At 62.3% G+C, this 13,075-nt stretch carries 15 protein-coding genes; 7 read left to right on the top strand and 8 right to left on the bottom strand.

Annotated features, from left to right (window positions below):
- The first annotated feature begins 30 nt into the window (after window positions 1-30).
- Window positions 31-429 carry a nuclear transport factor 2 family protein gene (locus NKI37_RS07570; RefSeq protein WP_352787213.1) on the top strand — a complete coding sequence of 133 codons (399 nt, stop codon included), beginning with the start codon at window positions 31-33 and terminating at the stop codon, window positions 427-429.
- A 153-nt stretch (window positions 430-582) separates the two neighbouring features.
- Window positions 583-1,386: a potassium channel family protein gene (locus tag NKI37_RS07565; protein WP_023710633.1), complete on the top strand. Its 804-nt coding sequence runs from the start codon at window positions 583-585 to the stop codon at window positions 1,384-1,386.
- A gap of 7 nt (window positions 1,387-1,393) precedes the next feature.
- Here NKI37_RS07565 and NKI37_RS07560 read toward each other — a convergent pair whose 3' ends face one another.
- Window positions 1,394-2,275, bottom strand: a complete 882-nt coding sequence (locus NKI37_RS07560) for a DMT family transporter (protein ID WP_023681579.1) — start codon at window positions 2,273-2,275, stop codon at window positions 1,394-1,396.
- Window positions 2,276-2,457: 182 nt separating this feature from the next.
- Here NKI37_RS07560 and NKI37_RS07555 point away from each other — a divergent pair, with 182 nt between their 5' ends.
- Window positions 2,458-2,964: a hypothetical protein gene (locus tag NKI37_RS07555; protein WP_352787211.1), complete on the top strand. Its 507-nt coding sequence runs from the start codon at window positions 2,458-2,460 to the stop codon at window positions 2,962-2,964.
- A gap of 6 nt (window positions 2,965-2,970) precedes the next feature.
- On the opposite strand, the gene NKI37_RS07550 is transcribed toward NKI37_RS07555, so the two are convergent.
- A complete protein-coding gene (locus tag NKI37_RS07550) occupies window positions 2,971-4,299 on the bottom strand; it encodes a DNA polymerase IV (RefSeq protein ID WP_023667579.1) in 1,329 nt (442 codons plus the stop codon).
- 67 nt (window positions 4,300-4,366) lie between these two features.
- Between NKI37_RS07550 and NKI37_RS07545 the strand changes: the two genes are divergently transcribed.
- Together NKI37_RS07545 and NKI37_RS07540 are read left to right on the top strand one after the other, a co-directional pair.
- On the top strand, window positions 4,367-4,942 hold the full coding sequence (locus NKI37_RS07545) for a GNAT family N-acetyltransferase (protein ID WP_352787209.1): 576 nt from the start codon (window positions 4,367-4,369) through the stop codon (window positions 4,940-4,942).
- A 99-nt stretch (window positions 4,943-5,041) separates the two neighbouring features.
- Window positions 5,042-6,526 carry a hypothetical protein gene (locus NKI37_RS07540; protein ID WP_352787207.1) on the top strand — a complete coding sequence of 495 codons (1,485 nt, stop codon included), beginning with the start codon at window positions 5,042-5,044 and terminating at the stop codon, window positions 6,524-6,526.
- Window positions 6,527-6,550: 24 nt separating this feature from the next.
- Here the strand turns inward: NKI37_RS07540 and NKI37_RS07535 are convergent, their stop codons facing one another.
- Entirely contained in the window at window positions 6,551-7,204 is a 654-nt protein-coding gene (locus NKI37_RS07535; protein ID WP_352787205.1) for a hypothetical protein, read from the bottom strand.
- The gene (locus NKI37_RS07530; protein WP_352787203.1) at window positions 7,201-7,500 is read right to left on the bottom strand and encodes a DUF3572 domain-containing protein; all 300 of its coding nucleotides are present in this window, start codon (window positions 7,498-7,500) and stop codon (window positions 7,201-7,203) included. Before NKI37_RS07530 ends, NKI37_RS07535 begins: the two co-directional genes overlap by 4 nt.
- A 239-nt stretch (window positions 7,501-7,739) precedes the next feature.
- Here NKI37_RS07530 and NKI37_RS07525 point away from each other — a divergent pair, with 239 nt between their 5' ends.
- A complete protein-coding gene (locus NKI37_RS07525) occupies window positions 7,740-8,111 on the top strand; it encodes a response regulator (RefSeq protein WP_023667574.1) in 372 nt (123 codons plus the stop codon).
- Between the two features lie 24 nt (window positions 8,112-8,135).
- On the top strand, window positions 8,136-9,509 hold the full coding sequence (locus NKI37_RS07520) for a PleD family two-component system response regulator (protein WP_352787201.1): 1,374 nt from the start codon (window positions 8,136-8,138) through the stop codon (window positions 9,507-9,509).
- 408 nt (window positions 9,510-9,917) lie between these two features.
- Here the strand turns inward: NKI37_RS07520 and rpmG are convergent, their stop codons facing one another.
- The 4 genes from rpmG to NKI37_RS07500 all read right to left on the bottom strand — a co-directional run bounded on the left by rpmG (window position 9,918) and on the right by NKI37_RS07500 (window position 13,074).
- Window positions 9,918-10,085: a 50S ribosomal protein L33 gene (rpmG, locus tag NKI37_RS07515; protein ID WP_006201775.1), complete on the bottom strand. Its 168-nt coding sequence runs from the start codon at window positions 10,083-10,085 to the stop codon at window positions 9,918-9,920.
- Window positions 10,086-10,507: 422 nt separating this feature from the next.
- Window positions 10,508-10,963, bottom strand: a complete 456-nt coding sequence (locus NKI37_RS07510; protein ID WP_352787199.1) for a YqfO family protein — start codon at window positions 10,961-10,963, stop codon at window positions 10,508-10,510.
- A gap of 115 nt (window positions 10,964-11,078) precedes the next feature.
- Window positions 11,079-12,254: an MFS transporter gene (locus NKI37_RS07505; RefSeq protein WP_352518654.1), complete on the bottom strand. Its 1,176-nt coding sequence runs from the start codon at window positions 12,252-12,254 to the stop codon at window positions 11,079-11,081.
- Between the two features lie 79 nt (window positions 12,255-12,333).
- Entirely contained in the window at window positions 12,334-13,074 is a 741-nt protein-coding gene (locus NKI37_RS07500; RefSeq protein ID WP_023681569.1) for an NUDIX hydrolase, read from the bottom strand.
- Between the last annotated feature and the right edge of the window lies 1 nt (window position 13,075).

Raw genomic sequence — 13,075 nt, 5'->3', positions numbered from 1 at the left:
TGAGCAGAAACTTCACAGGAACGCACAATCATGCCCAGCCGCGAACGCGTCGAAGCCTTCCTCAAGGAGGTGGTCGACGGCAGCCACGTCAAGGCGATCGCCGACTTCTACCATGACGATGCCACCATGCAGGAAAATCTCGGCGTCCCGCGGCGCGGCAAGGAAACACTGATGGCGCATGAGCAGGCAGCACTCGACCGGATCGAGAAGATGCACACCCATCCTGTCCAGACATTCCTGGTCGATGGCGACAATGTCGCCATCCGCTGGACCTTCGACCGTATCGACAAGGCCGGCACCGTGCGCCGGCTGGAAGAGGTGGCCCTGCAGCGCTGGCGTGGTGACCGGATTGCGGAGGAGCGGTTCGTCTACGACACCGCCTCGGCCTGGCGCCTCGTGGGGCCGGACGGCAAGGTGGTGGAGGGCTGACGATCACCGGGGCCACTAGATCATGATGAGATTCGGTTGAAATCTCATCATGATCTAACCCTTTGTTGGAGCATGATCTTTTCCGCAAACCGGCACCCACTTTTTGGGATCATGCTCTAGACGACCCCGGCTGGGACCGTTACGCACTTGGTGATGAAAGCAGCCGAGAAGGACGGATTGCAGCAAAGCTCAGCGATGGCGCGGCTGCGTGACAGGCTGCGCAAGCTCTATCACGGACGCACGCCGGCGGCGTTCCGGTTTCAACTGGTGGCGGTCATCATCGACCTCACCATAGTCGCCTTCTTCGTTGCCACGCCGGTGCTCCAGGACAAGCCGTCATTCCTGTGGCTCGACTATACCGTCGCCGCATTGGTCGCCGCCGACCTGATTGCCCGACTGTTAGCCTCCAACGACATGTTGCGGCTGATGAAACAGCCGACATCCTGGGTCGATGTCTTCATCCTTTTGACGCTGCTGATGCCGACGGCGCTGGCAAATCTGGCGTTCCTGCGCATCCTGCGGCTGTGGTCGCTGTCGCGCAGCGGGTCGCTGTGGCGGCATTTCGAAATGCGTGGCTTAAGGCCCTGGCGCGAGGCGAGCCACGCGGTCATCAACCTGTTGACGTTCCTGTTCGTCATCACCGGCTTCGTCTACACCTTTTTCTTTCGCACCGGCGCCGGCCTCGAGAACTATATCGATGCGCTGTATTTTACCGTCGCCACGGTGACGACGACCGGTTTCGGCGACATCGTGCTGCCGGGGATCGCCGGCAAGCTGACCGCAATCGCTACCATGATCATCGGCATCTCGCTGTTCGTCAGACTGGCGACGGCGATTTTTCGACCCGCCAAGGTGTTCTTTCCCTGTCCGCAGTGCGGACTGCAACGGCATGAGCCGGACGCCGTGCACTGCAAGGCCTGCGGGCATCTTCTCAACATACCGGATGAGGGGAATTGACCGACCGCTACGAGGCCGCGACCTCGGCCGGCTTTGGCGCCTTGCGCTGCAGGTTGAGCAGGTTGCCCATCAGGATCAGCAGGGCGCCGCCGGCTGTAAAGATGTCGATCTGTTCGCTGTAGAGCAGCCAGCCGATCAGCGCCGACAGTGGCACGCGCAGGAAATCCATCGGTGAAATCACCGTAGCGTCGGCATAGGTGAGGGCACGCGCCATGCAGAAATGCGACGACATGCCGGTGAAGGCAATCAGCAGGATCCATGGCCAGAGTTCGAGCGGTGGGTTGCGCCATTCATAAAGCGCCGGGATCAGGCCGACCACCGACTGGATGATCAGCATCCAGAAGATGATGCGCACGACACTGTCCGTGCGGGTCAGCGACTTGACCAACACCACCGATACGCCAAAGCACACGGCCGCGCCGAGAACGACGAGGTGACCCGGATCCATGGAGCCGACGCCGGGGCGAACGATGACCACCACGCCGATCAGGCCAAGCACGACCGCCGCAATTTTCGGGCGGGAGAGCCTTTCGCCAAGAAACGCCACCGCCAGGATCGCGGTCCAGATCGGCGTGGTGAATTCGACCGATATGAGCACCGCAAGCGGGATCAGCGTCAGCGCATAGAGCCATGCGGCCTGGCCCGTATAGTGGATGACATTGCGAGCGATATGGGCCAACGGGCGCTGAGTGCGCATTGCAGCGAATCCGCCGCTCATCATCACCAGCGGCAACAGGATGAAGAAGCCGATCACCGAGCGCAGTTCCAGCACCTGGAAGACGTTGAGCTCGGCGGTGGTTGCGCGGCCGGCGACTGACATCGCCAGAAACGAGGCGATCGACAGCGCCATCCAGAACGCGGCTTTGGGGATCGATGGGGAAGGTGCCATAGGCGCTATGTCGCAAGCCGGGACTTCTATCGCAACCGTTAGGCGACGCATTCGACTGGGCCAGACCCGTTGCAAAACAGCCATGCTGGAAGTGGAACCTGACGCAACGGCAGGCGTTGGTCCCGGTATTGGCCAATTGCTGGACGCATCGTTTCTTAAACATCAACGGGGGAGAGATTCCGATGAAATCATTCGCGCGGTTTCTGCTAGCCGGCTGCCTGCTAACTGCAAGCGCCGCGGCCGATGCCGACGAGGCGAATTTTCTCAGCTCCTTGCAAGGGAATTTCTCCGGCAAGGGGACAGTCAAGGTCACCACCGACGCACCGACGGTGAATGTGTCCTGCACCTTCAATTCCGACGCGACCTCGAGTTCATTGTCGCTTGACGGCAATTGCCGTGGTCTTGTCGTGGTGACGCGCGCCATCAGCGCCAATCTGAAGGCCCGCGGGGCGAAGTATACTGGCGTCTATGTCGGGTCGCGCACCGGGCCGGCACAGCTCGCCGGCAGCCGTTCCGGGAACGCGATCAGTCTAGGCATTCGCTGGGCGGCGGAGGTCAATGGCGATCGCAAGGCGCGGTTGACGGTCGAGAAAACCAGCGGCGACGGAATGCGGTTGACCGTTACCGACGTCGATCCGAAAACCGGCAACAACGTGGTGACGAGCCGCATCGATCTCAAGCGTATCTAAGCCGTCTCACTCCTCGATCGGCTCCGGCGGGTTGGCGTTGCGGCCTTTACCGAAGGTGTAGCCGGTTTCCACCGCCTTCTTGCCGAACTTGTCGCGCAGCGTATCGATGGCGCTTTCGGCCATGGCGCGCTTGCGCGAGCCGACGTCGACGAGATCGGGCGGATCGGCCTTCTCGTCATCCGAGAGATCGCTGACACCGATGCCGAGCAGCCGGTACTTTGTCCCGTCCGCCTCCTTGCGCAACAGGTCGAGCCCGGTCTGGAAAATACGGTCGGCCAGCCTTGTCGGGTCGCCGAGCTGGCGGTTGCGGGTGCGCAGCTTGAAATCCTGCGTCTTCAGCTTCAGCACCACGGTGCGCCCGGCAATGCCTGACTTCTTCAGCCGCGCCGAGACCTTTTCCGACAATCCCCTCAGCACTGGAACCAGTTCGCCCATTTCAGCTATGTCGGTGTCGAAAGTGGTTTCGGCCGACACACTTTTCGCATCCTGGTCAGGATCGACACGGCGGTCGTCCTGGCCGCGCGAGAGATGGTAGAGCCGGGTGCCCATCACGCCATAGCGGCGCATAAGATCGGCGCGCTCCATGCGCTGCAACTGGGCGATGCTGCGGATGCCGTCGCGTTCGAGCGTTGCGGCAAAAGCCTTGCCGACGCCCCAGATCAACGTCACCGGCTGTTCGGCCAGGAAACCCAGCGCCTCGGCTTCGCCGATCACCGAAAAGCCGCGCGGCTTGCGGAAATCGGAGGCAACCTTGGCCAGGAACTTGCAGTAGGAAAGGCCGGCCGAAACGGTGATGCCGATTTCCTTTTCGACGGTCTGCGCAAAGCGTGCCAGCACCACTGCCGGCGGCATGCCGTGCAGGCGCTCGGTGCCGGCGAGGTCGAGAAACGCCTCGTCGATGGAGAGTGGCTCGACCAGCGGCGTCAGCGCCTGCATCAGCGCGCGGACCTCGCGGCCGACGCGGACGTATTTCTCCATATTGGGCGGGATGACAACCGCTTCCGGACAGGCTTCGAGCGCCTTGAACATCGGCATTGCCGAGCGCACCCCCTTGATGCGGGCGATGTAGCAGGCGGTGGAGACGACGCCGCGCTTGCCGCCGCCGATGATCAGCGGCTTGTCCTTCAGCGCCGGATTGTCGCGCTTTTCGATCGCCGCATAGAAGGCGTCGCAATCGATATGCGCCAGATGCAGCTGGTAGAGCTCGGGATGGCGGGTGAGTCGAGGGCTGCCGCAACGCTCACAGCGCCTGGTATCGCTGCGCTGAAAGGTCAGGCAGTCGCGGCAAAAACCGTGCTCGGGATTGTTGACAGGGGCCGCCATCGCTGCGAACATAAAGAGAACAGATGCAATGGTACGTCAGGACGGAAGCCGCCACAAGCGGTTAGCCGGGAGAGAACTCATGAGCACCACCATAGCGCCGCTGGCGCCTGACCTGTGGGCGGCTTTCGAGGATCTTTTTGGCAAGCAGGGCGCCTGTTACGGCTGCTGGTGCACGCATTTCCGGATGGCGCCGGCGGTCCGAAGGGCCAGGGACAAGCAGCGCAACAAGGATCATATCAAGGCGCGTATCGAGGCCGGACCGCCGCCGGGGCTTTTGGCCTTCGAGGACGGCCAAGCGGTCGGCTGGATGCAGATCGGCCCACGCGCCGACGTGCCCGAATGGAACAATCGGGGCCGGGGCTCGGCGCCGGTCGATCCAACCGACGCCGTAGATCCCGGCGTTTGGGCCATCTCCTGCTTCTTCATCCGCGCCAGCGCGCGCGGCCGGGGCGTCAGCCACCGCCTGGTCGAGGGCGGCATCGCTTTTGCCCGCCAGAACAAGGCGCGGCTGGTCGAGGCGTGTCCGATCGACGTGTCGCGCGATTCGCGTTCGATCGGGCTGTTCGTCGGCTCGTCGCGTGTGTTTGAAAAGGCCGGCTTCGAGCGGCTTGTCGAACGCAAGGCCGGACGGCCGCTGATGCGGCTGGTGTTGTAGTCAATTACCCGTCGGCGTTTGTTGATGTCCTGTGGAAGCTGTAGGTTGGTTTCATAGCAGACGAACGAAGCGTTCCTTTTTGGTCAAATGGAGAATTTTGTGAACCGTGTCTTGCCGCTTGCTTTCCTTCTCGCCCTCAGCGCTCCTGCCTTTGGCCAGGCTGTCGATGCCCAAGGTGCCAAGCAACTTTCCGATGAGCTCTCTCGCTATGTCGGCAAACAGGCGCTCAATGAAGGCATTTTGAAGATCTCAGCCGAGGAGGGTGCCTACAAGATCACCTTCGATGTGAAGGCGCTTGTGGCGAAGATGCCGAAGCAGGATCTGAAGCGGTTCGATTTCCCGCCCGTCACGCTGCGGGTCAAACCGCGCAGCGACGGAGGCTGGGATGTTGCCTCGGATTTCTCTACGACTGGGTCCATCGAGGTAAATGGCCCAAATGGCCTGAACACCGGGCAAATCGTTGTCAAGGATGGCAAGTTCACGGGCGTCTATGACCCGGAACTGGCGGCATTTACCAGCGGCACCAGTTCGATTGCGGGCATGACGATGACGTCGCGCCAAGTCAGTCAATTGACCGATTTGAGCGTGGGGCTGGGCTCTTCCAAATTTGACGCCAGCAAGTCGGCCAACGGCGGCGTCGATCTTAATTTCACACAGGCGATGGCGGACTTCGTCGAAACGGTCAAAATCGATGACCGGTCAATCGCAGCGCTCCGGGCGCCGGAGCTCGCTGTGAACGTGACCGCTAAGGCCATTCAGACCAAGCCGCTTCTGGATCTTTTGGCGTTCGCCGTCGCCCATGAGGACGAGGCCCGGCTGAAGGCCGATCAAGCAGAGTTCAAAACGCTTCTGCTCGGTGCGCTGCCGCTATGGGAACGGATCGATGGGACCTACGCATTCAAAAACCTTGCCATTGAAACATATGCCGGCAATTTCGGCGCGGCGCAGCTGAACACCGTTGTCGGCATGGACGGCATCACCAAGGACGGCAAGATCAGCTACGCATTCAAGGTTTCCGGCCTGACAATACCGCAGCAGATGCTGCCCAGTTGGACCGTTGCGTTGCTGCCGACGGATCTCGACCTGAATTTCGGCGGCGCCAACATCGATCTCGACAGTATGGCCAGGAAAACCATCGACACCCTCGATTTCAGCAAGGATCCACCGCTGCCGCCAGATTTCGGCGACGAGATTTCCGCCGATTTCCTGGCCAAGATACCAAAATTCGTTCTCGGACACAGCACGGTGAAGAACGGCGACATCGAGGTCGCCATGGAGGGCGAAATGACGTTCCCCGGCAAGAAGCCGGATGCGAGCGTGACCGTCGACGTAACCGGCTACGACAAGATCGTTGAAACCTTGCAGGCGGCGGCTAAATCTGACCCGGAGGCCTCGCAGGCTTTCACAGGGGCGCTTGCCATTAAGGGATTCGCCAAGACGCTGCCGGACGGCCGTATCGAATGGGTGATCAACGCCAGGCATGGGTCGGTGACGGTCAACGGCGCGATGCTGAAGGGGCCTGATCCGGTCGTGGAAGACAACGCCGATCCGGATGCGATCCCTGGGACAGCAACGAAGCCTTGAGCACTGACCTCGGGGGCGGCTAACTCAGAGTCCCAGCGCGCTAGCAATCTTTGGCGCGGCCTGGTGCCAGTCCTCGACGGAGATGATGTCGTCCGGCACCGGCGGCAGGAAGGCGCGCAGCGAATTGTCGGCCATCAGGTGGAAGAGGTGGGCGTCGGCAACCGAGTTGCGTGCCGAGATGAGATTGGCGGGCTGGTCGTCGACAAAGGCTACCGGCCGCCCTTTGCTACCACGCAACTTAGCCACCGCGGGTCCCTTGGCCATCTCCGTGGTCAACAGCGGATAGGGCAGCCCGAGCGCATCGAGATGAGCGCGGCGCGCCGCGCGATGCCGGTGCGGCATGGCGGTCAAAAGGACGATCTCGACGCGGTCGCTGAGGCTGGCAAGCGCTTGTTCGGCACCGTCGGTAACGCTCTGCCAGTCGGCCTGCGTATCGAAGAAATCTCCGAGAAGTGCCGTCACCTCCGGCTGTTCGATCAGCCGGCCGCTCGCCGTTTCGGCAATGTTGCCGGTGAGACGGAAGGAGGCCAGGGTCAGGCCGAAGCCGCGCGATTTCAGGAAATGCGGAAACGGCCGGATGAATTCGAGCACGACATCGTCGACATCGAGGATCAGCAGAGGCCGGTCGTCGGCTGCAAGTTCGGCGATCTGGCGTGCCGTCTCGGGATCGTCGCTCATATCGAATGCTCATGGTCGTCGCCGCCAAGAGGCAGCGCGCGCAACGCCTTGCCGACTGAGGCCGGCGGAGTGTCGGTTTCCTCGGCAAAGCGCAGCAAGGTCGGCTCGTGGGCGAGGATGAACTGCAGCACGCCGGCAAGGAATCCCGGTTCGGCCGCGGCGCGGCGGATGGCGGACGCCTCGATGCCGGTGAGGGCCAGGAAGCGCGGCAGGAGTTCGGGGTCGGCGGCGACGAAGCCCAGTGCCTTCACGGCAATGGTTTCCGCTTCCTCGCGCATTGACGCTGCGTTTGCCATCACTACTTTCTCGTTGCGGAAATGAGTCTCTTTTCCGCAGTAATCGCAAGCGTCGCCTGCGGCAAGCCACAGCCCCGATCCAATGTGGTTTTCGAGGTGGAATCCGAATGGCTTTTGCCGCTTCGAGTTTCCATTTCGTCAATCATATTGCCTTAAGAGTGGGCGAGGGTTTGGTGTGCTTCGACAAGGGCGCATAGCGGCAGGGCTTCGGGCAGAAGCCTGGCCGGGACGGGAAATCGATGCCTAAGAAGGTCATGATCGTCGAGGACAACGAGCTCAATATGAAGCTCTTTCGCGACCTCATCGAAGCCAGCGGTTATGAAACGGTGCGCACGCGCAACGGGCTCGAGGCGCTCGATCTGGCGCGCCAGCACAGGCCCGACCTGATCCTGATGGACATCCAGCTGCCCGAAGTGTCGGGGCTGGAAGTGACGAAATGGCTGAAGGAGGACGACGACCTCCATTCCATTCCGGTCATCGCCGTCACCGCCTTCGCCATGAAGGGCGACGAGGAACGCATTCGCCAGGGCGGTTGCGAGGCCTACATCTCCAAGCCGATCTCGGTGCCGCGTTTCATCGAGACCATCAAATCCTATCTCGGTGATGCCTGATGCCTTCAGCCGGAGCCTTGTGACATGACCGCGCGGATCCTCGTCGTCGACGACATCCCTGCCAATGTCAAACTTCTCGAGGTTCGGCTGCTGGCCGAATATTTCGAGGTGTTGACGGCCTCCAACGGGCCGGACGCGATCGAGATCTGCGAAAACGGCAAGGTCGATGTCGTGCTGCTCGACGTGATGATGCCCGGCATGGACGGGTTCGAGGTCTGCAAGCGGCTGAAAAGCGATCCGGCGACCGCGCATATACCGGTGGTCATGGTGACCGCGCTGGGCCACGTTGCCGACCGGGTGCGCGGCCTCGAGGCAGGCGCCGACGACTTTCTCACCAAGCCGGTCAACGATCTGCAGCTGATGACGCGGGTGAAGAGCCTGGTCAGGCTGAAGTCGCTGACCGACGAGCTGCGGCTGCGCGCATCGACCACCCGCAACATCGGCATCGAGGCGCTGTTGAGCCGCAGCTTCGCGTCGGAGGACGCCACGCCGAAGGTGCTATTGATCGACGAGCGCAAATCGTCGGTTGAGCGCATCCAGAAAATGCTGCGCGGCAGCGCCGAGCTCGACATTGCGACCGATCCGCATGCCGGCTTCTTCCAAGCCGCCGAGGCGCCCTATGAGTGCGTGCTGATCTCGACCGGTTTTGCCGATTTCGATCCGCTGCGGTTGTGTTCGCAATTTCGTTCGCTCGACCGCACCCGCTTCCTGCCGATCATCCTGATTGCCGATGGAGGCGAGGAGGGGCGCATCATTCGCGGGCTCGAGCTCGGCATCAACGACTATCTGATGCGGCCGATCGACCAGCAGGAGCTGACGGCGCGGCTGCGCACGCAGGTGCGCCGCAAGCGCTACAACGACCAGCTGCGCGCCAGTGTCACCCAGACCATCGAGATGGCGGTGACCGACGCGTTGACCGGGCTGCACAACCGCCGCTACCTCGACAGCCATTTGCAGACGCTGTTCGACCGCGCCGTGGCGCGGCGGCGGCCTCTGTCGGTGTTGATCACCGATCTCGACCGCTTCAAGACCGTCAATGACTCGCATGGCCATGATGGCGGCGACGATGTGCTGCGCGAGTTCGCAAGGCGGCTGCGCAAGAACGTCAGGGGCATCGACCTTGCCTGCCGCTTCGGCGGCGAGGAATTCGTCGTTGTGATGCCGGACACGGACGGCACGGTGGCGGAGAAGGTTGCCGAGCGCATTCGCGCCGAAATCGCCCAGCTGCCGTTTGCCATCGGTCCTGACGGCAAGGCGATCGAAGTCACGGTCAGCGTCGGCGTGTCATCGGTTCTGAAGGGCGCGGACACGGTCGCGGCGTTGATGAAACGTGCCGACGTGGCGCTCTACGAAGCCAAAAGTGGCGGCCGCAACCGGGTCGTCGCCAAGGCAGCGTAGGCTAGACCACCGATTATGCAGTCAATCGGACAGGGTTAGGAATTTACCTTAATCCAAGCGATTCGGCAGGCTTGGTTAAGAAACTATTGATTTTCAAACATTGTTGCGCAAATGTGCGGTGCAAGAACAAGGGCGATGCGGGCACGAGGGTAGACAGCCGCATCGCTTCGCCGAATACCCCATGATGCTCAGGTCCGCCGCATCTCCTGGGTCCGTGGGGTCGGCCGGCCGGCGCTGGCACATAGTGGCCTCCTCGTACCGCTGCCATACGCCGACCGGCCCCCTTTTTGCCAAAACATGAGATGAGCACTTCGCGCCAAACAGCGGAGGGTTCTGGCTTTTCGGGGCCTTGAATCAAAAACGCCGCCCGAAGGGGCGGCGCTTTTGACAGAGCGTATGAAAACCAGATTACTTGATCTTGGTTTCCTTGAACTCGACATGCTTCTTGGCGACCGGGTCGTATTTGCGGAACGACAGCTTGTCGGTCTTGGTACGGCTGTTCTTGCTGGTCACGTAGAAGAAACCGGTGTCGGCGGTCGACAGAAGCTTGATCTTGATGTTTGCGGCTTTGGCCATTGTATCAGTCCGTTATGTTCGTGGGGTTTTGGCCGCTGGAGCGGGGGAAAACACCCGGACGCGGGAAACTTGGCGCGACACATAAAGAACGGGCCCGGAAAGTCAAGCCCGACGCCTTGCCTGTGTCGTAAGCACATGAGTTGTCCGGATTAGGTAGCACATGAGTTGTCCGGTTTTATCATCGGCCCGATGGAGGCTGAGGATGAGACGGACAGCATGGCTATAGGCCGGCGAATGCCGCGACGCTGCGAAGCGGCGCTGGTTCGGCAGGGTGGATTGGTCACCCGCGCCCAACTCTTCGCAGGCTCAGGGCATTCGAATCTCGAAAAACCACGCAATTGGCTTTTCGTCCGCTACGGACCGCTTCTCACCTCACAACGGAGAAGGTAAGGCCGGTGCTTCCCCTCAGCGGGGCCGGATTTCTAGGCTTCTTCCTTAACTGGAAGTGCTTTCTTCCAGTCCCCGGTGGTGTTCCACCAGCGATTCGGATTGGCGCGGTCGTCCAGGCACTTGGAGCGGCTGGCGAGGATCGGCTGGATGCGGATCACCGGCTCCTGGTAGGAATGCGCCTGGAAAATCGCCTCGACGACGCGGGCGGCGAGCACCTGGTCGTCGGGCAACTCGAACGAGACCTCGACGGTGCCGGGGCGGCGGCGCAGTTCGGTTTCGACGCCGGCGGCTGCACCTTCCAGCGGTCGGTAGCGTTCGATGCCGTGCGCCGTTTGATAGGCGTTGCGGTCGTATTTGCCCATTGCCAGCGGCGCGATCGCGACCACGGCGTCCATGATGCGGTCGACATCGGCTGCCGGGGCCTGGAAGCTGACAAGCAGCAGAAGCGTCATGCGCAGAGATGTGGTTTCAAAGCCGCTGTCGATCATCGCCGTATCCTCAAACTCGGGTTTTTTGGGACACCCTTTTAGCTGAGGTCTCCTGACACGGTTCTGTCAGCAGCGGCGACGTCCCGTCAGGATTGCGCAGGCTGCGGCGGACAGGCTACCAGATCTTGCGGATCAGCCTGGCGCTGACCAAGGCGATATAGGCGGCAAAGAACAGGCCGAGCGACCAGCCGAAGCCGGAGGGCCCGAAGGCATCCATGCCGATGCCGATCGCCTGCGGGCCAAGCACCATGCCGACGCCGTAGCAGAGCACGAAGGCGGCGTTGGCCGAGGCCAGTTCATGGCCGGAGAGCTGCGAGCCCAGATGGGCAAGGCCGATCGTGTACATGGCGGCCACCACGCCGCCCCAGACGAACAGAAGCGCCGCCATCAGGTGCCAATTGCCGGCGAAGAACGGCATGAAGATGGTGCCGGCAAGTCCGACCGTGGCGCAGGCCAAAAGCAGATAGCGGCGGTCTGAGACGCGGTCACTGATCATGCCGATAGGGATCTGCAACAGCACGTTGCCGAGGCCGATCATGGTGAGCAGGAGGGCTGCATCCGCCTCGGAATAGCCGATGCGGTTGCCATAGACGGGGAACAGCGCAAAGCCGCCGGTCTCGACAGCGCCGAACACCAGCACGGCGGCGGTCGCTGTCGGCACTAGCCAGATGTAGCGCAGGAAGTTGCTGGTTTCGCCGTCAACCACGATTGTGGGACTTTCATTCCGTGCGGCCAGCACCGGGATTGCGGCCAGCGCGACCAGGACGATGATGACGCCAAACGGCAAGAAGCCGGTGCTGCCGATATGGGCGAAGATCCATGGCCCGGCGGCGAAGCCGAGCGACAGCACTGTGGCGTAGATGCCGAGCACCAGGCCGCGCCGGCGCGGCGGCGCCGAGGTGCTGATCCAGAATTCCGACAGGATGAACAGCACCGTCAGCGCGATGTGCAGCACGACGCGTAGTGGGAACCACATCCAGAAGTCCGGCGCGAAGTGGAAGCCGACAAAGGCGAGCGCGCCGGCGGCGATCATGGCGATCATCGTCCAGGCGACGCCGAAGCGCATCGCCAGCGGCGTGGCCAGCGGGGCGCCGGCGATCGAGGCAAGGCCGGCGACCGCGGTGTTGAGGCCGATCATCGATGCCGAGTGGCCGCGGCTCTCGAGAATAACGCTGAGCAGCGGCATGCCGAGGCCTATGGCGATGCCGACGACGCTGATCGACGAGATCGCGGCGATCATCGGTAGCCAATGTACGCGCTCGTCGCCCTCTTGCTGGGTATCGACCGTCATGTGATGCCTGAATACTCTGTCTGTTTGATATTGCGTAATTCCGGACGGAAAACCGCGTCACACTTTTCCTGGAATTGCTCTAAAGAATTTCGCGAACGAAGCGGTTGCGGATAAGCCGGTAGAACGGCACGGACCCACCGGGTCGCAGGCGTGGATCGCCGGCAAGCCGCGTCTCCAGCTCCTGCAAGATCGTTCGGGTGATGTCGGGGATATCGGCCTCTCTGGCCTTGGCGAGCGGCAGCCAGACTAGTTCTTCCAGCTCATTGGTCGGGCCGCCACCCGGCAGTTCCACGGCGACATCGCTGCGCCAGGCGCTGAAGAAGCGGGTGTCGAAACGACGCACGCGATTGGGCGGGGTGATGGCGCGGGCGATGAAGCGCAGCGGCGCCAGCGAAGGCTGGACGCCGTGCTCGACAAAGCCCTGCCAGTCGCGCTTGTCGGTTGCGAACGAGCCTTTGCGGCCGATGAGCAGGCCGGCTTCCTCATAAGTCTCGCGGATGGCCGAGAGCGCGATGGCACGGGCCCGCGACGGGCTGATGCGGCCGACGCCGGCGGTCAGCCTGGCTTCTTCCTCCGGGAGCAATGGGGTGGCAGCGGCAATGCGGCTGTCGGCCGAATCGGTGCGGCCGCCGGGAAAGACGAACTTGCCGGGCATGAAGGCGTGGCCTGCATGGCGCCGTCCCATCAGCACCAGAATCTCGTCGCCCTCGCGGTCGAGCAGGATCAGGGTGGCGGCATCGCGCGGGCGTATGGGCAGGCCGCTGTGGGCGGCCGCGCCACGGTCCATCCTGCTGACTTCCGCCTTGGTCATACCTTCCATG

Origin of the sequence: Mesorhizobium sp. M0626, from assembly GCF_040320665.1 — a bacterium.
Classification (GTDB): domain Bacteria; phylum Pseudomonadota; class Alphaproteobacteria; order Rhizobiales; family Rhizobiaceae; genus Mesorhizobium.
The sequence above is the reverse complement of the archived record's forward strand: the minus strand, read 5'-3'. Positions and strand labels throughout refer to the sequence as shown.